This window comes from Rothia aeria (genome assembly GCF_016726365.1).
Lineage (GTDB): Bacteria > Actinomycetota > Actinomycetes > Actinomycetales > Micrococcaceae > Rothia > Rothia aeria.
On the sequence record NZ_CP068102.1, the window covers coordinates 1,267,458 to 1,290,842 of the forward strand.

The following is a 23,385-nucleotide window of genomic DNA, read 5'->3' on the forward strand; positions in this document are numbered from 1 at the left end:
CACGTGAGCCTGTGGCTGTTCTCCGCAGCGAGTGAACCATTTACGTATTCTCTGGACGATGCGATACGCACCCATATCTGCGAAATCGCGCTTTATGAGGACATACGGGCACGCCCCGCACCGGGCGCGGATGAGCTCGCCCGCCGCAAACATGAAACCTTCGAGGCCGTGAACCGGGTGTTGGGTACGGAACCGGGCGACGTGCTGCGTCTTGAGCACAGCGGGGACGAGGTACGTGACCTGCTGGGTGCCGCATCCTTGCTGCACTTACTGCGTAACGCCCCCGAGCTGGGCAGCCGCCCGGCCCCGCATACTTTTGAGATTCACGCTGCGGATCAGGACGGTTCGGGACAGAGCGTTGCGGCGGCGCGTATCCTGCCGATATTTCGTGGGATGCTCGCCCGTCTCGAACAGCTGGCCCGCGCCATTCGTGAGGGTGCAGACTCAAAAAATATCCCGGATGTGTTTGCCTGCGGCACTTGTGATGCCTGCGCCCGTTTGGAAGGCGCCGAGGTTCAGCTGCCCGCCCCTGAGCAGGTTGAGGCAGACGAACCCGACACGGCAGAACCCGATCGCACCACTGAGGCTCTCGAGGGCGGCTACCCGGTACCCGCACCGGTTGAGTCGGAGGATGAGTGGCACCTGATCCAGCAGCAGCTGGATGAGCGCCTGCAGGCGCTGGAAAGAGCGAAAGAGCCAACCCATTTCACGGAGGATGAGCGTACTCTGGCGTTTGCCCTGGCTGCGACGAACTATCACCGCCGTGAGCGCGCCCCGTTCTGGCGTGAGCATATGCGGCGCCTGTATGAGCCGGTGGCGTCGTGGGCTGGTTCGCGGGATTGTGCGGTATTTGAGTCGGTTCAGGTGACTTCTGATTGGCAGAAGGCCACGGTCGGTTCAGGGCAGGTGCGGGTTTTGCGTGCGGTAGCTCTTGTGGGTGAGGGCAGCGCACTCAAAGTAGGGCGTGATAAGGCGCTGTATGTGATGTATGAGGCCGCCCACGCACCCGCCCGGGCGGTGGATGCGATGGAGTCGCAGGTAAACACGTTCCGGCACGCTAACCCGGGTGCGTATGTGCCGCGCACTGTGGCGCGGGTGGGGTTTTTCGGGGCGCACCTGCTGGAGGCGGCCCCTGCCGAAGAGCCTGTGAGCGCGGATGGTTTGGCCCGGGTGGTGCTCGTGGTTGAGGAGCGCATTCGGGTGAAGGATGAACCGCATGAGGCACTGCCGGTGGCTTTGGCTCCTGCGGCGACGGTTCCTACGGTGGCGTTGGAGCAGTCGCTGCAGGATTTTGCGCGTTCTGTGGATGCGTCTCTGCCGGATGTGCTTCCAGCCTCAGAGGCTGTGGGGGTTGAGGGTTCACCGGGTGAGGCTATTGAGCCTGCGACTGGGGGCGTCTCGGCGGCGGCGTTGGATATTTTGTATCGCCGCCCGCCGCGCCTTGTGACTGGCGGTTCTCTGCCGACTGAGGCTGATTTTTCGGGTGAGGATTTACCGATGGTGCGGGCGGTGCACGCGGCGGTGTGTGCGCTGGACTCTTCGTATGTGGCGGTGCAGGGCCCGCCTGGTTCGGGGAAGACGTTCTTGGGTTCGCATGTGATTGCGTCTCTGGTGGCTGCTGGCTGGCGGGTGGGCGTGGTGGCGCAGTCGCATGCAGTGGTTGAGAATATGCTCGCGGCAGTGGTTGAGCGCGGGCTGTTCCCTGCTGAGCGGGTCGCTAAATTGGCGGGGACTTCCCAGAGGCCGGATTTTCCGTGGGCTGAGTGGTCTCGCGCCACGGTTCAGCAGCGGTGCGCGGGCGGCGCTAACGGGGAGGGTTTCGTATTCGGTGGTACCGCCTGGAATTTTTCGAATGCTTCTCTGTTTGAGCAGGCGTCTTTGGATCTTCTGGTGGTTGATGAGGCGGGACAGTTTTCGCTGGCGAATACGCTGGCGGTTGCCCGTTCGGCCCGTAACCTACTGCTGTTGGGGGATCCGCAGCAGCTGCCGCAGGTGTCGTCTGCCCCGCACCCGTACCCGGTGGATATTTCGACTCTCAGCTGGCTTTCGGGTGATGCTCCCACTGTGGATGAGCGTTTCGGGTATTTTTTGCCGGTGAGCTGGCGGATGCATCCGCAGCTGTGTGCGCCGGTGTCTCGGCTCAGCTATGGTGGGCGCCTGGCCTCGGCACCGGCTGCTGCGCTGCGGCATCTTGAGGGTCGGGATCCGGGGCTGCAGGTGGTTCCGGTGTCTCACCGGCGGTGTACGGTGCGTTCGGAGGTCGAGGCAGCTGAGGTGGTGCGCCTGGCGCAGGAGTTTGTGGGTGCCAGGTGGGATGCTGGCGATGGGGCTGTCCGGGCGTTAACGGGCGATGATATTGTGGTGGTCGCCGCCTACAATGCGCAGGTTGATACGATTGTGCAGCATCTGGAACGCGCCGGTTTGCGGGATGCGCAGGGGCACGGTGTGCGCGTGGGTACGGTTGATAAGTTTCAGGGTCAGCAGGCGCCGGTGACGGTGGTGTCGTTGGCGGCTTCTAATGCTGGGGCTTCGGGGCGTGGGGCGGAGTTCTTGCTGTCGCCGAACAGGCTGAATGTGGCGATTTCACGCGGGCAGTGGTGTTCGGTGCTGGTGTGTTCGAGTACGATCCACCGGTTTGTGCCCGCCACGGCGCAGCAGCTGGCGGTTCTTGGTGATTTCATGGTGTTGTGCAACCTCAGTGATTATTAGCTCTCAAGTGGAAGGTTAGAGTTTCGTTTTTGGGGCGTTGACGTGTTCCAGCATCTGGGCATCTGGGTTTCTGTGGCGAATGACTCTGATGAGGTGTCCGGCCGTTCTTTCCGCGTGGTATGTGGGTTTTATGCATATTTTCGGTCTGGCGAAATATTACGAAATCATTATGTCGTTATCTTGGGCCTTCGAGCTCCCGCATTTCCGGAGGGGTATGCGGCATAATGGTAGTGTGTTCGTCCTAACTTTTATACAACGATCTGATACTGCATCAGTTCCAAGTCTTCTTGAATCGCTAGAGAAGCTTAATCCGCAGGTCACATTCGCACAAACATATCCTGATGAGGCTCAGGGGGCTTTTGAGAGCGCCTCTGATGCATTGCATGCGGCTCTTTTAGCGGCACATGCCCACGGTTTTTGGGTGGGCATTGGCGCTGGTGAGCTTACTTTCCCTCGTTTTGCCGGGGCGCTGGGTGCGCTGAACATTACGGATTGCACGGGGGACGCCCTGGAGTTTTCACGGCTGGCGGTTGAGTACGCCCGTGGGGGCGCACCCTCACGCGGTATTGCGGTGATGGCCAGGGACCGATCTCTTGCCGAGATGGCTACAGGGTCTGCGCGGCTGCTGTACCGGGTATGTGCTGACCGTACGGAGGCTGAATGGCGCGTGGTACGGTTGCTCGTCCCGGGGGTGCGGGGCCAACAGAAGGCAGCAGCAGCGGCTCTTGGTATTACTACCCAGGCGGTTAGCCGCGCCCTTGTGCGTTCACTGTGGCATGAGGAGCAGGCGGCGCGGGCCACGGTGGTGAACCTGCTGGACCGTATGGATGTTGCTGAGCCCTCGGTTATTGCAGCCGAGTAGTCTATTTTTTCTCGCGGTTTATCTAGAGCGTTATGGGTACTCGGTGCCCTCATTTTTGTGTGCCCGCTAATGCTCGGCCCATTACTGCACCCGCCCGATGGTTCGCATATTTTTGCATTACTATTCTCTTGGTTTTCCGCGGAGTGAATGCATATATACACTTTATTTATCCGGTTATTGGCTGCCCCATATCTAATATCCCGAAATGGCAGCGGCAATAAAAGAAGCATAATATGCGCATAATGTAAATATATTCTTTTATTCCCTGCTATTTCAGGACTCTATTGGGGTGAAATGGAGCATGATTCACCCCAGCGAGCACCGGCCTTCGCAGCTGCCCGGGAAATGAGCGGGCGGTTCTCCGCAATAAACCTGTAGGCGCGGTGTGCCAGCGGCCGAACCGGCGCCCGCAAAAGCATCCAGCCGGTCAGCCGCAGCAGGGGTGCACGGTGGGTGCGCAGGGCCAGCGCTATAGCATCCGACCCGAAAATGGCGTGGTGGCGCGCATTCACCAGCGGAATGGCGTGCGCAAACCTATCAGCGCACACCCCGTAGTACTCAAGAGCCGCGGGGGTTCCGGCCATAATGCGCACCTGCGGCCCCAGACGCGCAAGCATATCTGCGGCTGCCGCACAGAAACCGCAGTCAGGGTCATACAGCAGCACCGGTTCATCTGTGCCGCGAGAGTGGTAGGAGGGCGAAGTACTCACGCCCCCATTATGCACCACAGGTTCCCAGGTGCCGCCCCGCTTGGTTTTACCGGTATTCTATTGTCACCACATCATCCAAGATGCCCACGGTGAAGGGTGGCGGTGATGCTTACCTTCAAACCCCTTGGGGAACTCGCCACGCTCGCCACGAGATTTGGGGCCACCGTGACGACGACGCTTGCGGCCACGGCCAACGCCCGGGCCGCCAAAACCACGGGGGCCAAAGCCCTGAGGTCCAAAACCGGGGCCAAACCCACCCAGCGGACCGAAGCCAGCCAGGGCACCGAACCCGCCGCGTTCTTGGGCTTGTGCTGCCCACGCTTCAAACGCATCATCCCCCATGCGTTCCCGGGCAGCCTTCTCCCACTCTTGACGGTCGGCTTCAAGGTCGGGCAAATCTTCGTGCATGCGGGCGATCAGCTTATCCAGGTAGTCGCTCAGGTTCGCGCGTTCCTGCTCGGTCAGCACCTCAAAAATATTGTCACCCTCGGGTTCCCCCTCCCCCAGCTGCCCGGTGAGAGCCCGCCCCGAATCAGTGAGCGTAATCAGCTGCACGCGGCGGTCACGCGGATCGGGCTCCCGCACAATATACCCGGCGTTCTCTAACTTGCTCAGTGCCTCATTCAGCGAGGGAACACGAATTCCCAGCACGTATGCGAGTTCGCGGGTTGCGATGCCGTCTTTGAGTTTCAAGGCTGCGAGGATGCGCCCCTGCCCACGGGTGGTGTCGATGCGCCCAAGGCCCGTACGCTCGCGCTGCTGAGCTGCCCACAGGTGAGTGAGGCGACCAATATGCCCCAGCTTCTTGTAGAGCTCCCGGGTGGGCGACGGCTCCCCGCAAGGGTGGTTGCGGTGTTCTTGTTCGTTCTGGGAGGTATTATCGCCCGTATTATTCTGTGCGTTCATGGCTGCACCTTCCATATTGTGTTGTGTCATGCTGTGAGCCCTGGTGAGTTACGGGCCGGAGTTCTACCGCCCATATGCGCCTCAGCGGGCGAATAGCCCGGGGTTTTACGGTTTTCACCGGGCGTCAATGACGGGCCCCAAGTTTCTTACTGGACCCTGTAAGAAAATACTACAGGACCCTTCTGAAAAATTCAACAGGTACCTTCTGAATGTTTTTATTAGGGCGTAAACACAGCAGTAGCACCCCCATATGACTTTCCGCAGCGCACCACAAACACCAACTTAGGTAAACTTGACCTATGCCATTGTCAGAACTGTCCGCCAGCACCCAGAACTACCTCAAAGCTATCTGGAGCCTTGAGGAATGGTCCAATATGCCTGCCACCGCATCAGCGCTCGCCGAACGCATGGGGTTACGGGCATCCTCAGTTTCGGACGGGCTTAAACGCCTGGCGGCAGCTGACCTCATTGAACATCAGCGGTACGGCACCATCGAACTCACCGAACTGGGGCGCACCTATGCGGTGGCGATGATCCGCCGCCACCGCCTTATCGAAACTTTCCTCGTCGAAACCCTGGGGTACACCTGGGACCGGGTGCATGATGAGGCCGAAGTGCTCGAACACGCCGTCTCAGACTTCATGATTGAACGCATCGACACGGTACTTGGGCACCCCAGCCGCGACCCGCACGGCGACCCCATCCCAGACGCCTCGGGGCGCATCTCATTCCCGCATACGGTGCCGCTGAGCCAGTGCGAACCGGGCGAGACCGTTGTACTGGAACGCATTAACGACAGTGACCCCAAGCTGCTGCGCTACCTGTCCGAGCATGGTTTCACTCCCGGTGCGCACCTGGCGATCGAAGAAGGCGCCCCGTTCTCCGAGGCCATTAATGTGCGTGTTGTCGCACCAGCGGATGCAGGCACTGCATCCGCCCAAACCCCTGCTGCCCCGCCGCAGACCACCGTGCCATTGGGGGCAGCTGCCGCAACCGACCTTTTCATCTCCCGCCCCTGAAGAACCGCCCAACGATGCGCGCCTGCTACCCGTGTACGGCAGGGCTCTGCTGCGCACGATGGGCGGCGCGGGCCCGTCCCAACACCCCGTGATGCGGGGCGAATAGGTACGCCAGCAGGAACAGCACCCCCTGAGTGAGCACCACAGCACCACCGGGGGAAACATCCATGTAGTAGCTGCTGTAGAGGCCAATAAGGGTGCCCAATAGCGAAACACCCACCGAGATCGCCAGCATCATGGAGAACCGGTCGGTGAGCAGACGCGCGGTTGAGCCTGGAATCACCAGCATCGCCACCACCAGCACCACTCCCACAATTTGCAACGCCACCACACTGGTGAGCGCCAACATGACCAGCAGCATACCGCCCAGCAGGCGCGGCCGCAGACCGATTGCGTGCGCAAAACCTGGGTCGAAGGCGTACAGCACAAAATCGCGACGCTTCACCAGCAGAACAGCCCCCACCACTGCGGCAAGGGCAAGCACCTGCCACACGTCCAGCCACGATACCCCCAGCACGTTCCCGAAAAGAATGTGGTTAAGGTCAGTATTTGAGGGCGTTACAGAGATAAGGATCAGCCCGAAAGCAAAGAGGGTGGTGAAAACGATACCGATCGCGGCATCCTCGCGCACCCGCCCGCTGCGCTGTACCGCACCAATGAGCGCGACCGCCACGAGGGCTGCAATAACCGCCCCCACGGCGAAGGGGGCACCGGCGATATAGGCGAGCACCACCCCCGGCAGCACGGCGTGGGATATCGCGTCCCCCATTAGCGACCAGCCAAGCATAATAAGCCAGCAGGACAGCAGTGCACAGACAGCCGCGGCGGCCACGGTGACTAGGACGGCGCGCATCATAAAGGGCAGGGTGAGGGGCTCCGTCAAATAATCCAGAATACTCATTTGTTATTTACCCTTTTCACCTGCTCGTCGGTATTGTTCGCTGTGTTTTTCTCTGGTGTGGACGGGCTGTGCCCGGTATTAATGTGCATACCAAACGCCTGCACCAGGTTTTCTGGGGCGAGTACCGCCTCGGGGGTGCTGTGCATGAGCACAGTTTTACGCAGCAGCACCGCCTCATCAGCGAAGGAGTGAAGCGACGCAAGGTCGTGGGTTGACACCAGCACCGAGGCGCCGCTATCACGCAGCTGTTTGAGAACGTCAATGAGCATCGCTTCGGAGCGTTTATCAACCCCAGCGAACGGTTCATCAAGCAGCAGCAGCCGTGCGCCTTGGGCGATAGCGCGGGCCACAAAGGCCCGCTTACGCTGCCCACCTGATAGTGCCCCGATCTGCCGCGCTGCCAGGTCGGTGAGCTCCAGACGCTCTAACGCATGAGCGAGTGCTTGCTTGTCCTTACTGTGCAGACGGCGGGTGGGCCCCAGGGTACGGTAGCGGCCCATCGCCACGACATCGCGCACCGATACGGGAAAGCTCCAGTCGATCTCCTCGCTTTGCGGCACGTAGCTGACAACACCGCTTTTACGGGCGGCGGCAGGGTCACCTCCGGCGATCTCAACGGATCCGGTGTGGGCGGGTGTAACGCCCATAATCGCTTTGAACAGGGTCGATTTTCCCGAGCCGTTCATGCCAATAAGCCCGCAGATACTTCCTGCCCCAAGCCTAAATGTGGCGTTGTGCAAGGCCTGTACCGAACCGTAGTTCACACCCAAGTTCTCGACGTTCAGTAGCGTTTCCATACTCTGCCCTACACCCATTACTGCTTACCGGTCAGGCCTTTCACAATGGTTTTTGCGTCGTGGCGGATCATCTCCAGGTAGGTGGGTACCGGCCCGTTAGCGTCTGAGAGCGAGTCCACGTAGAGTACCCCGCCAAATTTTGCGCCGGTTGCGTCAGCCACCTGTTTCATGGGGTTGTCCGAGACAGTGGATTCGCAGAATACGGCGGGCACTTTATTGGCTTTGACGAAGTCAATAGCGGAGTTAATCTGGGAGGGAGTTGCCTGCTGCTCAGAGTTCACGGCCCAAATGTATTTCTCTTTCAGCCCGGCGTCTGCGGCCAGGTACGAGAAGGCGCCTTCGCAGGTGACAAGCGCCCGCTGGTTCTCGGGCAGGGTGCGCACCTCATTGGACAGTTCGTCCTGTACGTCCTGCAGCTGCCGCTTATAGTTTTCGGCGTTCTTTTTGAAATCTTCGGCGTGGTCGGGGTCGAGTTTACTGAACTCCGTCACCATATTATCCACGTATTTCTGTACGTTTTTGGGGCTCATCCAGGCGTGCGGGTTGGGTTTGCCCGCGTAGGCGTCCTCAGAAATATTCATGGGGGTAACGCCCTCAGAGACCGTGGCGTGCGGGGCGTTAGCTTCTTGCACGAACTTAGCGAACCAGGTTTCTAGGTTAAGCCCGTTGTCGAGGATTAAATTGGCGCTGTGGGCTTTTTTAATGTCGCTGGGGGTGGGCTCGTATTCGTGGATTTCAGCCCCTGGTTTGGTAAGTGACTCCACGTTTAGGTGGTCGCCTGCTACGTTCTTAGCAATGTCAGCCAGCACGGTAAAGGTGGTGAGCACGGTCTTCTTACCATTTCCGGACGATGCGGGGCCCGCACCTGAGCAGGCGGTTAATAAGAGAATGAACACGCTGAACATTGCAAGGGCTGCGATGCGGATGCGTCGGGCGGCATTGTGGGTGTTATGCCGTGTAATGAAAGCCAGTGGAGTAAACATCGGTTGTCTTTCTATATGATGTGCTGATACTTCGTAGTGTCTGCGTTTTGCGCGGGTGGTTCTGCGACTGTGAAAACCACCTACTTTGTGGATGCTATTAACATTAGTTCGCCTAGGCGAACTTTACAACTTAGGCGGCATGGCATGGAAAAAATTAAGGCTCCACTCAACGTCAAGAAAAAGCCTACAGAACGCTATAGAACACAGAACTGCACAATCTATTGAGAATAATTCCTAATAGCATCATTGCGCGTCATATACGCAAAAATACGCCTAAAATCTAGGCTTTTTAGACACATCGGAGTACCTTAAAAAGGTGAGAAGCATGCGATTCTCACCCCAACCACTCACAGGGGCCAGCGCCCCAGATTAAGGAGTCTCCCATGAAGGCAGCTCGTTTCTATGACCGCAACGATATTCGTATCGAAGACATCCCGGCCCCCAAAGTAGCCCCCGGTGAAGTACTCGTTAAGGTCGCCTGGTGCGGCATTTGCGGCACCGACCTGCACGAATACCTCGACGGCCCCATCTTCTGCCCCCAGCACGGGCACCCGCACCCCATCTCGGGTGAGGATTCCCCCGTCACCATGGGCCACGAGTTCTCTGGCGTCGTGAAAGAACTCGGCGAAGGCGTCACCGACCTGGAAGTCGGCGACCATGTGGTTGTTGAGCCCTACATCATTGATGACGCAGTGGATGTTGGCCCCGACTCAAAGACCTACCACCTGTCAAAGAACATGAACTTTATTGGCCTGGCAGGCCGTGGCGGCGGGCTCTCCGAAGTTGTGAGCGTCAAGCGCCGCTGGGTCCACAAGATCTCCAAGAACATTCCCCTTGACGAGGCGGCACTTATTGAGCCGCTCACCGTGGGTGTGCACGCTGTTGAGCGCGCCGGCGAAATCCATGAGGGCGATTACGCGCTGGTGACCGGCGCAGGCCCGATCGGCCTGCTCACCTCCGCAGTGCTTAAGGCAAAGGGCGCTAAGGTCATTATCTCCGAGCTGTCACCGCTGCGTCGCCAGAAGGCGCTCGACTCCGGGGTTGCAGACTACACCTTCTCCCCCGCCGAGACCGATGTGCTCGCTGAAATTCAGAAGCTCACCAATGACCGTGGCGTGGATATTGCCTTCGAGTGCACCTCTGTTCAGCCCGCGCTCGATTTGATCCTGGATGCCATTAAGCCCACCGGTAAGGTCGTGGTGGTCTCCATCTGGGGCAAGCCTGCCTCGCTGGATGTGCAGAAGCTGGTGCTGAAAGAGATCGACCTGCGCGGCACCATCGCCTACGTGAATAACCACCCCGAGAGCATCGCTCTCGTCGAGTCGGGCAAGCTCGATCTGAAGCCGTTCATTACCGGCAAGATCGCCCTGGAAGACCTGATTGATAAGGGCTTCGACACCTTGATTAACCACAACGAGACCGCTGTGAAGATCCTCGTCACCACCGACCCGGAGCTGCTGGCACAGTAGTTCTAGGCGTACCGTTTAGTCAGTGCGACGGTTTCAGACGCGGTAACACCCCGCGCATTCACCTTTACGGTGGATGCGCGGGGCGTTTGTAACGGGTGAATGTTTAACCGCACGCCCAGTCGAAGGTATTGGATTCAAGGTCAAGCTGAGCGTTTCCGCCGCCGAAATTCATGACGTCCATCTCCTCGAACTCAATGTACCAAGCAGTCAGCCCCTCCGGCATGTTCTGCACACAGAACACGGTACCGCCCAAGTGGCACCGCCCGTACAGCGGCTCTGCCCACGGCTTGTCATCGCGCGTGTCTGGGTCGTAAGGATCCTCGTACCCGTTAGAGCAGACATCCTTCGGGGTCATCTCACCGTCCGGATCGGACGTGTACTCATACACCGGCGCAATCCCGGCGTTCGGGTCGATACGCTCCACCAGCCCCAGGGTGCGCTCACACTTCTGCCGCGTATACGTGCTGTAGGCACTATAGCTCTCGGCGTCCTCCCGGTGCTCACCCTGACGGCGCACATCCTCCGGGCCATGCGAACGCCCCGAAAACTCAGCCTCGGTAAGGAAAATTGTCGCGTACTCACTATCAAGAATATCGGTGAGAATGCGGCACTTCGGGTGCGGGGTGTACTCTGCAAGCTGCACCAGGAACGGGTCGTCACTATGCGGGTCGGGTACGGCCCGTTCACCTAGCTCAGCGAACTGCCCATCCCCAGCGAAAAATGAGACGGCCACATATTCGGGGCCTTGCGTGCGGTACTCCTCGGGCAGGTGCAGGGTAAAGATATGCTGCATGGGCAGCCCCGAATGGGAGCTGCGCGGCCACTGGTTATCTGGGATATTCGGGCCAGCATTTCCCAACCAGCCGCTCTCAGTTACTTTATCAGGGGTGGAGTCCATGTCGCGGTTCATCGCGTCATATGACCACACGCGCTCCGTCGCGCCTTCGGGAGTGTGGTCGAAAACAATATCGTAGGCTTTCACAGATGCTTCTTTCTGCGTTAATGCGGGTTATTCCCTTCCAGCATAGGCGTTCCGGCAGCTCAGAAGTAGCTGGTTGGTCATCCGCACACAACAAACCCGCACGAAACGCGCCATCGTTGGCGGCCCGTGCGGGCATTCTGCTAAAAAACCTGTTAGATATGGAAGGTTTTGTAGAACCAGCGGCGTATTGGGTTCATCGCCTGAATGCGCTCCAACTCGGCAATACGAGCCTTCATACCTGCAATGGCTTCTTTGGCTTCATTAATCGTGTGCTGCTTCTTATCCAGGTAATCCTGGCGCTCCTCGGGAGTAAACGACTTAACGTCGCGGCGCTCACCACGATAAAAAACGGTCGTCATTATTCCTCCTTCTTCAGTGCAGGGTTGGGGGAGTGTACGGGTTACCCGGCCAGTTCTTCCCGCAGGGCGTTCGCCACAAATTCGGGCTGATCCAGCTGGCTGAATGCGTAGCTTTCCGGCACGGGAACCACGTGCGCATCCGGCATGCGGGTGGCTAAACGGCGCGCATTCTCGATCGGGAACAGCTTCGTGGTATCGGCCCACAAAAACAGGGTTGGATGCTCAAACCGCTCCAAATCCCGCGCGGACTGCACCGTATATTTCACAGAAATACCCTTCAGCACTTTCGCCAAATCACGGCGGACTCCGGCATTTTTCAGCGGCGCAATAATGCTGTTCCACTCGGCAGCATCAAGCTCACGTTTCACTAGCCACCCGAAGGCAATCGGCAGGCGGCGCACCCACCCCAGATGCAGGGCAGCTCGGAGCGCCTGCATGGTTCCCGGAATGTACGCCACATACTGCAGGTAGCGTAACGGCAGGGGCAAGAAGTTCTTCTCGGTATCGCACGAGAGCAGCACTAGGCGCTTGAGCCCTGTGGGTTCCTGCACCGCCGCCAGCTGAGAAACCACTCCGCCGGTATCGCTGCCAATGAGGGTAAACCCGTGTGGGCATAGCTGTTCTGCCGCTTCGTTCACGGCCTGCGCCAGCTCGGCAACGTTGAGGGCTGCATCTTCTCGGGCGGGAATAGTGTGACTCCCCAAGGGAATATCGAGGGTTATACACCGAAAATCTTGGGAGAGGTTCTGCACCACCTCGCCCCAGACATCCGAATTTGTCAGCAGCCCATGCACAAACAACAGGGTCCTCTCGCCTGCGGCTTCACGGGGACCACCGTATTCACGCCAGCGAAGCAGACCGATTCGGGTTTCTGCGCTGCCCGTCGCCACCGGTTCAGAGGTAAGGTTCCGACTCATACTGTCTCCTCACATCACATGTTTAGCCTCTAGTCAGCAAGCTCAATCACCACGGGGGTATGGTCGCTCGCACCGTCCCCTTCGCGCTCTTCCCTATCGATCCAGGCGTTTTCCACACGGGCGGCGAGCGCCGGGGAGCACAGCTGAAAGTCGATGCGCATCCCCTCATTCTTCGAGAACCGCCCGGCTTTGTAGTCCCAGTAGGTGTACTCGCCCTGGGTGTAGGGGCGCACCGGATCGATGAGCCCTTCATCATTGAGCAGGGCATAGAATGCCTCGCGTTCGGGGGCGGAAACGTGGGTGAGGTCGTTCTCACGGAAAAAGTCGATATCCCACACGTCGGTATCTTCGGGCGCCACATTCCAGTCGCCGACGAGCGCAAACTGTGCGGCGGGGTCGGCGTGCAGCCAGCCGTTGACGTTGGTGCGCAGCTGGCGCATCCACTCCATTTTGTACGGCATATGAGGGTCGGTGAGCCCGCGCCCGTTCGGCACGTATAGACTCCAGATACGCACGCCGTTGCAGGTGGCACCGATGGCTCGCGCCTCAATTTCGGCGGGGTCTCCGGGTTTTCCGAAGGCGGGTTGGTTCGGGAAGGCGCGTTCGACGCTGTCTAGCCCCACGCGGGATGCGATTGCTACCCCATTCCACTGGTTCAGCCCGTAATGCGCCACCTCGTACCCCAGGAATTCAAAGAGCTCAAAGGGGAAGGTTTCGTCCTTGGTTTTGGTTTCCTGTAGGGCGAGCACATCGACCTCGGTTTTATCGAGCCAGTCCTCGATGCGGTCGGCGCGGGCGCGAATGGAGTTCACGTTCCAGGTAGCAATCTTCATGTACACCAGCTTACCGTGTGCGCCCTGCCAGGCAACGGTGAAAGTTTCGCCGGTAAATGACTCGGATCTGACGAGCCGCGCACCGCCCTTCCGAAGCTGGAGCGGAGAGCACTCTTTACACAGCATATTGGAAAAAACGGCTGTTTCTTCCAATATGCCCCTGCGCAAAGGCCTGTAAATGGAAAAAATCGCTATTTTTTCTATTTAGGGACACTCGATGGCCTCGGCTGGCGCATCACAACCTGCAAAGTATCGTACTCTCAAGAGCATTTTTCGTGAACGCGGACAAGCTGCCGCGAGCACTGAACTCGCCCGACGCCTCGAAGGCTACTCCACTTACACTGCGGACTTTATGGTGGGTGATCATCAGCTCTTCTACGTTGCTACCACTGACATCGTTGATGCCCAGCAACGCATCCTACAACGCGAACGTGACATTGACGCTCTTCTGCGTGTGCTCCCCTGTTAGACTTCCAAATTATTTTTGTGGTATTAAATCAGCAATCTCACGCTCGATATCGTCAAGAGTTTGGCGCAATTCTTCCTGAATATCCGCAGGGTTTATGTAACTAGGATAGATAATTTCTTGCGCAGCCAATCCGTCAAGCACCCAGTGTAACCGACGTGCCAGTTGTGCGCGACGTGCTTTATCAAGGACGCGATGCACGTCCAAAGCATCGAGCGAAGCCTCACAGACCTTAGCGATTTCTTGCCCTTCCTCTAGGCGACCTGTTGGTCGAGCACGTTCAAGACGGCCTAACTCCGCATAGGCAACGATCTCCCGTTTACGCATAGCATCAAGCGGAAGAAGCTGTTCGCAGGCTTGCTCCACACGCTGCCGTACCGTAAGTTTTTTATCTTGTGCAATAGCTGAAATACGATTTCCGATTTGTCGCGTCAGGTAGCTTGAGACGTAACGCAGAAGCTCATCATGCACAGGGAAATAGTGTCGGATTGATCCAGCTGAATACCCAGAATAGTCGGCGACAGCTCGAACACTGGCGTTCATCAGACCATTACGAGCAATGAGTTCAAAGGTAGCTTGCGCAATGTCATCTCGACGCTGCTGATGATCAACATTTTTCGGCACATGTCTATCTTACGTCTTCCGTCTAAACTGTATGCTAATTTTAATAACACAGTCGTACTAAAACCATCACTCTGCTCTTAGGAGGTTGCTCTTGTTTTTCATGACACTTCTCAGTTTGGCTCTTCTTGATTCCCTTAGCACAGGAACACTAGTTATACCGCTTATTTTTCTGGCGCAACCACGATTTCAGGTACGCACACTAGCCCTTTATTGCTTCACGTTAGGGCTGTTCTACACGGCACTCGGCACCCTTCTTCTACTTGGTGTAGAAGCTATCACTTGGAACCATCCTATCTTTTCATCCCAAGGACGCTACTGGATTCAGCTGATTCTAGGGGCTATCCTCTTCGCATACGGTATCCTCTCACCCAGCCCTGACAGCCGCGCCAGCGAAATAAAATGGCGCACCCGTCTCGAAAAAGTCACCAATCCGCGCGCAGCAATCTTTATCGCGCTTCTCGCTGGGGTTCTCGAAGCTGCAACTATGCTCCCTTACCTCGCCGCCATCAGCATGCTTAACACCTGGGATTCCACTATTATCACTAAGCTCATAGTGCTGATGGGTTATTGCCTCATAATGTTCATCCCTGCTGTTACTCTCTTGGTAATACGCCGTCTTGCTTCATCATGGATCACACCTAAGCTTGACCATTTTGTTAGCTTAGCAACCCGTAACGCCGATGGAGCCATACTATGGATAGCTGCAATTATCGGTTTTCTCATGGCAAGGCAGGCGTATACAGAGATTTTTTGACCTTCGCCCATATATTTCTAGGAGCTATCGTGTAAACCGTCGGCACTGCTGCCGTCATAAATTACCCAGACTAACCGCATATCGGGCCACAAGCCCTACCCCCGAGTAAGTTATGTCAGCCGGTGCGCATCCGGGTGAATATTAACGTGAATAGCGGCAGGAATAATATGCGCGCATATATGCGACGCGGACGGGGCCGGGTCGCCGTCAACCTCCACAGGCTGAGGCTCGTCCAGCATCTCAAGCTCAACCTTGTGCCCCACAAAATGGCGGATCATCGGCATTTCTACACGCGGTGCCCCCAACAGGGTACGGCGCATAACCTTTGCGGTGAGCAGCCCCCACTCCAGCACCGTGCGCGGAGACGCCACAATCACCTCAAGGTTACCGTCGTCCAAATCGGTCATATCGGTCAGCTGCAGCCCACCCTGAAGCCGCCCGCAGTTAGCGATCAGTACCGACCGCACGCGGGTTTCAATCACTGGCTCATCATCCATTTTTAGCCGCACCATATGCGAATGCCCCATCATATGCCGCAGCCCCGTGCGCACATAGGCGAGCCACCCAATACGAGCTTTAAGCTCCTCAGTGGTATCGTTCATCACCAGCGCGTCAAACCCGGCACCACTCATAACAAAGAACGTATGTTCGGTTTTTTCGTCGCTGCCGGGGTCGGTCACCATCCTAATAGCATCTACCGGCTGCTGCACCCCGTTAAGCGCAATATTGACGCAGGAGGCAACATCACCCACCGGCAGGTACAGGTTGCGGGCGAGCAAGTTACCGGTGCCCAACGGGATAATACCAAGAGTCGCCTGCGACCCCTGCAACGCCGTGGCTACGGCACGAACCGTCCCGTCTCCGCCAACGGCGATCACGGTATCCGCGCCTTCAGCCAGTACCTCACGGGTGGCTTCCCCACCGGGCTCGTCAATGCGGGTAGTGCGGGTAATAGGTGCGGGCCAGCCGTTCGCTCTAATGGTGCGTTCAATAATGCCAACAGCGGCGCTAGCCCCGCCTTTACTTGGGTTGTACACCACGCCCACGCGACGCATATCGCCGGTGGGGATTGTTCGCCAGATACCAAGCGGGGCCACAATTTTCTGCGCATGTGAACGGGCACGCGCCACCAGCGCAGCCGTTGTTGCAGCCAAGGCTGATGCGCCAATAAGTTTAGAACGCGAAATGGACATACTTTAAGAGTAACGCTTTTTAGAGACCTAAACGCACACTAGAAGCTGAAATAACACTGTACGGTAGTTAGTACTGCCCTCTTCCCGGGGTGCGCCGCAGCACATCCATTTCAGTAAATCCCTGCGGTCGACTCTTGGGGCAGAGGGGAGGTGAGTAGAGCCATGATGTTCTTCGAACTCATGGAAACAGCCCAAGCAATCCTGGTAAGTCTCATCCTTACCGATGGATCAGCTCAGGCTGTTTCAAACGCTCTTGATACTCTCAAGGTTGTTGTCCGCAACCTGAAGTAGTATCAACTCGCAAGGGGAGGTTCGGTCGTTGCAAGCCGCCGAGCCTCTCCGCTACATACATAAAATATGTAGCTTTCCATTTCAGTAATATCCCCATGTTAACACACCGCTCTTGGGCTGCTAGTGGGTTCCCACACGATGAAACGGCAGGCTTAGCAGCTCGGCGAAGCACCCGTTTTTACACCACAGGAATAACCTCAGCACCGCCCATATACGGACGCAGCGCCTCAGGAATACGCACCGAACCGTCGGGCTGCTGGTGGGTCTCCAGAATCGCCACAACCCAACGGGTAGTCGCCAAGGTGCCGTTGAGGGTTGCGACCGCGCGGGTGCGCCCCTTACGCACATTGCCCGCATCGTCTACGGTGTCTGCGGTACGTTCGCGTATGTTCAGGCGGCGTGCCTGGTAGGTGGTGCAGTTCGAGGTCGAGGTCAGCTCGCGGTAGGTGCCCTGGGTGGGAACCCACGCCTCACAGTCGAACTTGCGTGCGGCAGAGGTGCCCAGATCCCCTGCGGCGGTATCAATCACGCGATACGCAAGGCCGCATTTTTGCAGCATTTCCTCTTCGAGGGCGCGCATCTGCTCGTGTATTTCTTCCGCCTGCTCCACCTGACAGTAGACAAACATTTCGGCCTTGTTGAACTGGTGCACGCGAATAATACCGCGGGTGTCTTTACCTGCGGCACCGGCTTCACGGCGATAGCAGGATGACCATCCCAGGTATTTCTTGGGTCCGTCGCTAAGGTCGAGTATTTCGTCCATATGGTAGCCCGCAAGCGCCACCTCCGAGGTGCCGACCAGGTACAGGTCATCACGTTCAAGGCGGTATATTTCATCGTCGTGCTTGACGTTAAACCCGGTCCCGTTCATGATTTCGGGGCGCACGAGGGTGGGGGTTGTCATCATGGTGAAGCCATTGGCTGTCGCCAGATCGAGTGCCATCCACATGAGCGCCTGCTCCAGGCGGGCAACCTGCCCTTTGAGGAAGTAGAAGCGCGAGCCGGAGACCTTGGCACCACGTGCCATGTCGATACCGCCGACGAGTTCGCCGATTTCCAGGTGGTCGCGCGGTTCAAAACCTTCTGCGGCGAAATCGCGGGGGGTGCCGACTTCTTTGAGCACCACGAAGTCGTCTTCGCCGCCGGTGGGTACGCCGTCGATAATCAGGTTTTCGATGGAGCTTAGCAGCTCTTCATATTCGGCGGTTTTCGCCTCAGATTCCGCTTTTGCCTCTGCGACTCGGGCGGCGAGTTCTTTCGCCTGGGCTACGAGGGCGGGTTTCTCTTCCTTGGGTGCCTTCGCCACCTGTTTACCGAAGGCGTTCTGTTCGGCGCGCAGGTTCTCGTAGGTGCCGATCGAGGCGCGGCGTGCGGCATCCGCCTCAAGAATACGGTCTACGTGGGCTTCGTCTTTGCCGCGTGCTCGCTGGGAGGCGCGGAAAATCTCGGGGTTTTCGCGGAGGAGGTTAATATCAATCACATATCAATAGTACCCAGTCGCCCCCAGCCGTAAAAAGAGCCTTTATGCGAATAAAGCGGGATTCCCAACGCTTTATTCGCATAAAGGTTCTTTTTATACGGTCGCGGGGGGCGGTTTAGCGTTTCAGATGCGCCGGTCGCCCACCTGGGAAGAGCGATTCCACCCAGGCGTGGGCAGCATCGAACGAATTCTCGGAGTGGATGCGCGGCGCAACGGTGGGCTGCCGGTCGGCACGCGGGTACGATCCCAGGTATTTAATGCCGGGTGCTATGCGGTGCAGGCCGCGCAGGGCATCGCGCATTCGAGCCTCATAAATATGCCCGTCTGCGTCCACGCTGAACATATAGGATCCCATCTGCCTGCCGGTGGGGCGCGATTCGATGCGTGAGAGGTTCACGCCGCGCGATGCAAACTGTTCGAGCAGTTCCAAGAGCGCACCCGAACGGTTTTCGGGAGTGCCCTCTCGATTTTCGGGCAGAGGGATCGTGAGCGTCGTCTTATCGGCACCGGTAGGATCTGGAATATCTGCGGTGCTGCTGATAAGCACAAACCGGGTGACGGCATTTTTGTTATCACCAATGTCTTCGGCAAGCACATGCAGGTTGGGGTGAGTTGCCAAAAGTGCGGGGGAACAAATCGCGGCATCATACGCGCAGGAAGGGTCAAGCAGACCCACGGCTGCTGCCGCGGTGGAGGAACCGGGCAGGTACTCGGCGGTGGGGATAGTCTCATCTGCCCATTGCCGCACCTGGGCCCAGGCATGCGAGTGGGTTGAAACGGTTTTAATCTCATCAATCGCGAGCGGACGCGCCGCGACCAGCACGAACCTGATGGGCACCAGAACCTCGCGGATAATGCGCATTCCCTCGGAAGCCGCGATCGCATCAAGAGTAGCGCTCACCCCGCCTTCGACCGAGTTCTCAATCGGCACCATGGCGGCATCCACGTCGCCACTGCGAAGACGTTCAAGCGCATTAGGCACGCTGGTGGCGGGGATGCGTTTGGCACCGACCGCGCCGGGCACGGAAAGCAGGGCGGATTCGGTGAAGGTGCCTGAGGGTCCAAGGTAGGTGTATCGCATGGGTTCAATCTTAGCGCGAGGCGCCGCAGCGCGAACCGGGCAGGCAGGTGATTTCGGGATGCGGGATACCCCAAGATTCGGCGTAGCCCCATCCCCACCAGCAACCCTTGCGGCAGGCGCCTCATAAGCGCAGGATGGCTCGGGGCGAAACCTCCATAGTAGAGCGTGCGTTCTATTTTATGTGGCCGTAAGCGGCCGATGCCCTATCAGTGGAAGCTACAGGCGGGCAAACTGCCGGGTTTGTGCCGAATCCCGGTACTGCGCCGGCACACCGCCGCCCATGAGCGTTCGCGAGATAGCCGCCGCCTCAGCTGAGCCTGCCGCTGGCAGCGGACTGTGCGATGCGGCAATAATAATATTGCCCCGCCGCCTGCCCTTGAGCATCGCGGCATCAGCCACCAGGCACACCTGCTCAAACACCTCAAACAGGGCAGCCACCTCAGCACGCGCCCCATCCAATGAGGGGCCATCCCCGCAGTTGAGAATATACAGCCCACCAGGCGCCAGAGAGTGATCAACCGTCCGCACGAAATCCACGCTTGTAAGTTCCGCTGGGGTTTTATCTACCGCGAACACATCACGAATAACCACATCGCGCGATGCCGGCGCAAACGAGCGAGTGACAGTGCCCGCATCGCCCACCCGAATTTTTACGCGCGGCGACTTAGGAATATCGAACCACTCACGCACATATTCGGCCAGTTTGGCATCAAGCTCCACAACGGTATTGCGTGAATTTGGGTATACGTCCACGCAGTAGCGCGCTAGAGAACACGCCCCGCCGCCCAGATGGGTGATACGCAGCTTGTCGGGATTAAGGTGAGTCTGAATATGCGAGTCGAGAACCGCAGCAATCCAGCGCATGTACTCAAAATCGAGCATGCGCGGCTGCCCCACTATCACATGCGAAGACTGCACACCGTTAATGAGCAGAAGCCAACCATCAGCGTGGTAGCCATCGGGCACAAGCTCAGCTTCACCGGTCGAAATGGGGTACACACCGGCGACTGCACCTGTTGTGTGCGGATACTCGGAGCGCTCAGCGCGGCGTGAGGCAGCGCTGCGGGTTTTCTTTTTCGCCATGCACATAAGCCTACGCCAGGTTCAGGCAACACCCGGGTGGGCAACCATCAAGAAGCCTAGATACGAGACCCCGCAGCAGCCGCGTGAACCCTACAGGCTGGCGGGGTGCACGCATAGCTATAGCTGCCCCTCGTCGCATCACTGGCCGACATAGAGGCTCACAGGCCCCAAAGAAGCAGGTGCGCCGAACCCTCGCAGAGTGGTTACTTCCCCGAATCCAGCTGCTCTATGGCGGCATTAAGCCGCTGCACCTTCCCCTCAATCTCCCCGTGGTCATGGCCGGGGCGGATATCCGCCTTAATCACCAGCGAAACGCGCGGGCCATGCTTGCCCACAACCTCCGTGGCGCGCCTAATAACATCCATGCACTCGTCCCACTCCCCCTCAATCGTGGTAAACATGGGCCCGGTCTGATGCGGCAGCCCGGATGCGCGCACAATCGCCACCGCATCGGCGATAGCACGGTGAACCGACCCGTCAGGGTCACTAACAGTGGGGGCTACAGAAAAAGCAAACAACATACTCCCATGGTAGTGCGAACCCAGAAGATAGGAACACCCCCCGGCAGCACCCCGTGCAGGCCCCGAACCTAGCCACGAACACAACCCACACCCACAACACCCCATGAAATACCACACACCACAACATATAATGTGTGCCACACCCCGGAAGCATCCTTAGAATGGAAAAGACAACACAAACTCGACGAGAGTCGCCCACACCCCATAGACGGGCCGCCCCCGCCGAACGTTCAACGCCAAAGGAGCACTATGACCACCGGCATTTATCTCTCGGCGATGACCCAGGATTCAGGCAAATCCCTGATCGCCCTAGGCCTCGCCGACTCCCTCGTAAAACGCGCCGACCGGGTAGGTTTCTTCCGCCCCATCTTTAAGGGCGAAACCGCCCACGACGACCCCATGATTCGCCTCATGAAGGAGCACTTCAACCTCTCCGACAAGCAGGTAGGCGGCGGCGTCTCCCTCACCGAGGCGCTAGAGTTCATCGCGGAAGGCAACACCGAAGAAATTTCGGCCCGCGCGGTTTCCGCCTACGAAGAAATCGCCGCCCACAGCGATGTTGTGGTCGTGGACGGCATATACCTGACCGCACAGAACGCGCTCGCTGTCGAGTTCGACCTCAACGCCCAGGTTTCCCGCGATTTGGGCCTGCCCGTAATCGCTATTGTGGGTGCAAACGATGCATCCCTCGAAGAGGCAACCAACGCCGTGGAGGTGGCCCGCTCCGAGCTTAAGGCGGCCAAGGTTGATCTGTTCTCGATTATCGTCAACCGCGCCGACCCCGAGCTGCGTGAGAGCATTGAGAAGAACGTCAAGCTGGGCGAGCACAAGTTCCCCGTCTACGTTCTGCCCGAGATCGCCGAACTGGGTAAGCCCACCATCGCGGAAGTTGTTGAAGCCCTCAAACTTGACGGCTCGCACCTGAAGAAGGAAGACCTTGACCGCGATATTAGCGAAGTCAAGATCGCCGCAATGACCGTCTCAAACTTCCTGAACCAGTTCACCGACGGGGACTTCGTGATCGTTCCCGGTGACCGCGCCGACGTTGTGGCCGCAACCCTCGCATCCGCGCTCTCCCCCACGTTCCCGGCACCGTCGGGTCTGCTGCTCACCGGCGGGCTCAACGAGCTTCCCGGGAAGCACACCGCCGTGGGCAGCCTGCTCGATAACGCCCCCTTCCCGGTGCTATTTACCGAGCGTGACACTTTCAAGTCGGCGCGCGCCGTCTCCCGTGTGCACGGCAGTGTGATCAGCGGCCAGGCCCGCAAACTTGCGAGCGCATTCGGCGGCTGGGACGAGTACGTGAACCAGGAAGAGCTGCTCTCGCGCCTTGAGCTTGAGCGCCCGGCCTCGATGACTCCGCTGCGGTTCCTGCACAACCTGATTGAGACCGCCCGCGCAAACCGCCGTTCCGTGGTTCTGCCAGAGGGGTACGATGTGCGTATTCTGCGTGCCGCCGAGATGATTGCGCGCCGCGATTTCTGTGACCTGATTCTGTTGGGCAACCCCAATAAGATTACGGAGATCTGTCAGTCTGAGGGCATTAACCTGCCCGCCTCAATCCGTATTATCGACATTGAGAACAACGAGTACAGTGAAGACTTCGCAGCAACCTACGCCGAACTGCGCGCCCACAAGGGCATGACCATTGAGGCCGCGCGTGAACGCATGAGCGACCCCTCGTATTTCGGTACGATGCTGGTGTACAAGGGTATTGCGGACGGCATGGTCTCGGGCGCTATTAACACGACCGCGAACACGATTCGTCCCTCGCTGGAGTTCATTAAGACCCGCCCGGGCACCAAGATTGTGTCTTCGGTGTTCCTGATGCTCATGGAAGACCGCGTGCTGGTGTACGGCGACTGTGCCGTGAACCCGAACCCGAACGCCGAGCAGCTGGCGGATATTGCGAAGGCTTCCGCCGAGACGGCGCGCCAGTTCGGGGTTGACCCGAAGGTGGCTATGCTCTCGTACTCGACCGGTACTTCCGGCTCTGGTGCGGATGTGGATGTGGTGCGTGAGGCGACCGAGATTGTGCGCGCCTCTAACCCGGATTTCGCGGTGGAGGGTCCGATTCAGTACGATGCGGCCTCGAACATGTCGATCGCTTCCACTAAGCTGCCCGGCAGCCAGGTGGCGGGCCAGGCGACCGTGTTTATTTTCCCCGACCTGAACACCGGCAACAACACCTACAAGGCTGTGCAGCAGTCTTCGGGTGCCCCCGCCGTTGGTCCTGTGCTGCAGGGTCTGCGCAAGCCTGTGAACGACCTTTCGCGCGGTACCACCGTGGAGGACATCATTAACACGGTGGCGATCACCGCCATCCAGGCGCAGGGGATGTAAGCCGCGGTTAAACACCACGAACGCTTCAGCAAAAACCAGATAAAACCCCGGAGTGCAGCAGTGTTTCTGCGCCCCGGGGTTTTTCTGTTTCAACCGATGATG

Annotated in this window: 23 protein-coding genes; 8 read left to right on the top strand and 15 right to left on the bottom strand. The window is 58.4% G+C overall.

The window, feature by feature from the left end:
- The first annotated feature begins 3 nt into the window (after positions 1 to 3).
- Positions 4 to 2,709, top strand: coding sequence for a DEAD/DEAH box helicase (locus I6I94_RS05290; RefSeq protein WP_128087361.1), 2,706 nt, complete (start codon positions 4 to 6; stop codon positions 2,707 to 2,709).
- 232 nt (positions 2,710 to 2,941) lie between these two features.
- A complete protein-coding gene (locus I6I94_RS05295) occupies positions 2,942 to 3,571 on the top strand; it encodes a hypothetical protein (RefSeq protein WP_037236636.1) in 630 nt (209 codons plus the stop codon).
- Positions 3,572 to 3,852: 281 nt separating this feature from the next.
- Here I6I94_RS05295 and I6I94_RS05300 read toward each other — a convergent pair whose 3' ends face one another.
- Both I6I94_RS05300 and I6I94_RS05305 read right to left on the bottom strand, forming a co-directional pair.
- Positions 3,853 to 4,281 (bottom strand): thiol-disulfide oxidoreductase DCC family protein, encoded by a 429-nt coding sequence (locus I6I94_RS05300; protein WP_236588954.1) that lies wholly within the window; start codon positions 4,279 to 4,281, stop codon positions 3,853 to 3,855.
- Between the two features lie 63 nt (positions 4,282 to 4,344).
- Positions 4,345 to 5,187 carry a MarR family winged helix-turn-helix transcriptional regulator gene (locus tag I6I94_RS05305; RefSeq protein ID WP_201620974.1) on the bottom strand — a complete coding sequence of 281 codons (843 nt, stop codon included), beginning with the start codon at positions 5,185 to 5,187 and terminating at the stop codon, positions 4,345 to 4,347.
- 299 nt (positions 5,188 to 5,486) lie between these two features.
- Here I6I94_RS05305 and I6I94_RS05310 point away from each other — a divergent pair, with 299 nt between their 5' ends.
- Positions 5,487 to 6,206: a metal-dependent transcriptional regulator gene (locus I6I94_RS05310; protein ID WP_201620975.1), complete on the top strand. Its 720-nt coding sequence runs from the start codon at positions 5,487 to 5,489 to the stop codon at positions 6,204 to 6,206.
- Between the two features lie 25 nt (positions 6,207 to 6,231).
- On the opposite strand, the gene I6I94_RS05315 is transcribed toward I6I94_RS05310, so the two are convergent.
- Genes I6I94_RS05315 through I6I94_RS05325 form a run of 3 tightly spaced genes read right to left on the bottom strand, consistent with a single transcriptional unit; the run spans position 6,232 to position 8,887 of the window.
- On the bottom strand, positions 6,232 to 7,107 hold the full coding sequence (locus I6I94_RS05315; RefSeq protein WP_201620976.1) for a metal ABC transporter permease: 876 nt from the start codon (positions 7,105 to 7,107) through the stop codon (positions 6,232 to 6,234).
- Complete coding sequence (locus I6I94_RS05320) at positions 7,104 to 7,904, bottom strand: metal ABC transporter ATP-binding protein (protein WP_128087359.1); 801 nt, start codon at positions 7,902 to 7,904, stop codon at positions 7,104 to 7,106. The genes I6I94_RS05315 and I6I94_RS05320 overlap by 4 nt, the downstream gene beginning before the upstream one ends.
- A gap of 17 nt (positions 7,905 to 7,921) precedes the next feature.
- Complete coding sequence (locus I6I94_RS05325) at positions 7,922 to 8,887, bottom strand: metal ABC transporter substrate-binding protein (RefSeq protein WP_128087358.1); 966 nt, start codon at positions 8,885 to 8,887, stop codon at positions 7,922 to 7,924.
- A 383-nt stretch (positions 8,888 to 9,270) separates the two neighbouring features.
- Here I6I94_RS05325 and I6I94_RS05330 point away from each other — a divergent pair, with 383 nt between their 5' ends.
- On the top strand, positions 9,271 to 10,356 hold the full coding sequence (locus tag I6I94_RS05330; protein ID WP_006888352.1) for a 2,3-butanediol dehydrogenase: 1,086 nt from the start codon (positions 9,271 to 9,273) through the stop codon (positions 10,354 to 10,356).
- Between the two features lie 103 nt (positions 10,357 to 10,459).
- On the opposite strand, the gene I6I94_RS05335 is transcribed toward I6I94_RS05330, so the two are convergent.
- The 4 genes from I6I94_RS05335 to I6I94_RS05350 form a co-directional block, all read right to left on the bottom strand.
- Positions 10,460 to 11,338 carry a hypothetical protein gene (locus tag I6I94_RS05335; protein WP_128087357.1) on the bottom strand — a complete coding sequence of 293 codons (879 nt, stop codon included), beginning with the start codon at positions 11,336 to 11,338 and terminating at the stop codon, positions 10,460 to 10,462.
- A 152-nt stretch (positions 11,339 to 11,490) separates the two neighbouring features.
- On the bottom strand, positions 11,491 to 11,697 hold the full coding sequence (locus I6I94_RS05340) for a hypothetical protein (RefSeq protein WP_070555117.1): 207 nt from the start codon (positions 11,695 to 11,697) through the stop codon (positions 11,491 to 11,493).
- A gap of 41 nt (positions 11,698 to 11,738) precedes the next feature.
- The gene (locus I6I94_RS05345) at positions 11,739 to 12,614 is read right to left on the bottom strand and encodes an alpha/beta fold hydrolase (RefSeq protein WP_128087356.1); all 876 of its coding nucleotides are present in this window, start codon (positions 12,612 to 12,614) and stop codon (positions 11,739 to 11,741) included.
- A 29-nt stretch (positions 12,615 to 12,643) separates the two neighbouring features.
- A complete protein-coding gene (locus I6I94_RS05350) occupies positions 12,644 to 13,447 on the bottom strand; it encodes an exodeoxyribonuclease III (protein ID WP_201620977.1) in 804 nt (267 codons plus the stop codon).
- 217 nt (positions 13,448 to 13,664) lie between these two features.
- On the opposite strand from I6I94_RS05350, the gene I6I94_RS05355 reads away from it, so the two are divergent.
- Positions 13,665 to 13,916, top strand: a complete 252-nt coding sequence (locus I6I94_RS05355; protein WP_128087355.1) for a hypothetical protein — start codon at positions 13,665 to 13,667, stop codon at positions 13,914 to 13,916.
- A gap of 9 nt (positions 13,917 to 13,925) precedes the next feature.
- Here the strand turns inward: I6I94_RS05355 and I6I94_RS05360 are convergent, their stop codons facing one another.
- On the bottom strand, positions 13,926 to 14,537 hold the full coding sequence (locus I6I94_RS05360) for a TetR/AcrR family transcriptional regulator (RefSeq protein ID WP_128087354.1): 612 nt from the start codon (positions 14,535 to 14,537) through the stop codon (positions 13,926 to 13,928).
- Between the two features lie 100 nt (positions 14,538 to 14,637).
- Here I6I94_RS05360 and I6I94_RS05365 point away from each other — a divergent pair, with 100 nt between their 5' ends.
- The gene (locus I6I94_RS05365) at positions 14,638 to 15,291 is read left to right on the top strand and encodes a GAP family protein (protein ID WP_172425642.1); all 654 of its coding nucleotides are present in this window, start codon (positions 14,638 to 14,640) and stop codon (positions 15,289 to 15,291) included.
- Between the two features lie 110 nt (positions 15,292 to 15,401).
- Here the strand turns inward: I6I94_RS05365 and I6I94_RS05370 are convergent, their stop codons facing one another.
- On the bottom strand, positions 15,402 to 16,484 hold the full coding sequence (locus I6I94_RS05370) for a diacylglycerol/lipid kinase family protein (protein WP_128087352.1): 1,083 nt from the start codon (positions 16,482 to 16,484) through the stop codon (positions 15,402 to 15,404).
- Between the two features lie 162 nt (positions 16,485 to 16,646).
- Between I6I94_RS05370 and I6I94_RS05375 the strand changes: the two genes are divergently transcribed.
- Entirely contained in the window at positions 16,647 to 16,775 is a 129-nt protein-coding gene (locus tag I6I94_RS05375) for a cell division protein FtsL (RefSeq protein WP_128087351.1), read from the top strand.
- A gap of 178 nt (positions 16,776 to 16,953) precedes the next feature.
- On the opposite strand, the gene serS is transcribed toward I6I94_RS05375, so the two are convergent.
- The 4 genes from serS to I6I94_RS05395 form a co-directional block, all read right to left on the bottom strand.
- A complete protein-coding gene (gene serS, locus I6I94_RS05380; protein ID WP_128087350.1) occupies positions 16,954 to 18,255 on the bottom strand; it encodes a serine--tRNA ligase in 1,302 nt (433 codons plus the stop codon).
- A gap of 115 nt (positions 18,256 to 18,370) precedes the next feature.
- Complete coding sequence (gene pheA, locus I6I94_RS05385; RefSeq protein WP_128087349.1) at positions 18,371 to 19,336, bottom strand: prephenate dehydratase; 966 nt, start codon at positions 19,334 to 19,336, stop codon at positions 18,371 to 18,373.
- A 216-nt stretch (positions 19,337 to 19,552) separates the two neighbouring features.
- On the bottom strand, positions 19,553 to 20,419 hold the full coding sequence (locus I6I94_RS05390; protein ID WP_128087348.1) for a spermidine synthase: 867 nt from the start codon (positions 20,417 to 20,419) through the stop codon (positions 19,553 to 19,555).
- Positions 20,420 to 20,622: 203 nt separating this feature from the next.
- Positions 20,623 to 20,940, bottom strand: a complete 318-nt coding sequence (locus I6I94_RS05395) for a thiamine-binding protein (protein ID WP_201620978.1) — start codon at positions 20,938 to 20,940, stop codon at positions 20,623 to 20,625.
- A gap of 249 nt (positions 20,941 to 21,189) precedes the next feature.
- On the opposite strand from I6I94_RS05395, the gene pta reads away from it, so the two are divergent.
- On the top strand, positions 21,190 to 23,283 hold the full coding sequence (pta, locus tag I6I94_RS05400) for a phosphate acetyltransferase (RefSeq protein ID WP_201620979.1): 2,094 nt from the start codon (positions 21,190 to 21,192) through the stop codon (positions 23,281 to 23,283).
- Positions 23,284 to 23,385: the final 102 nt, after the last annotated feature.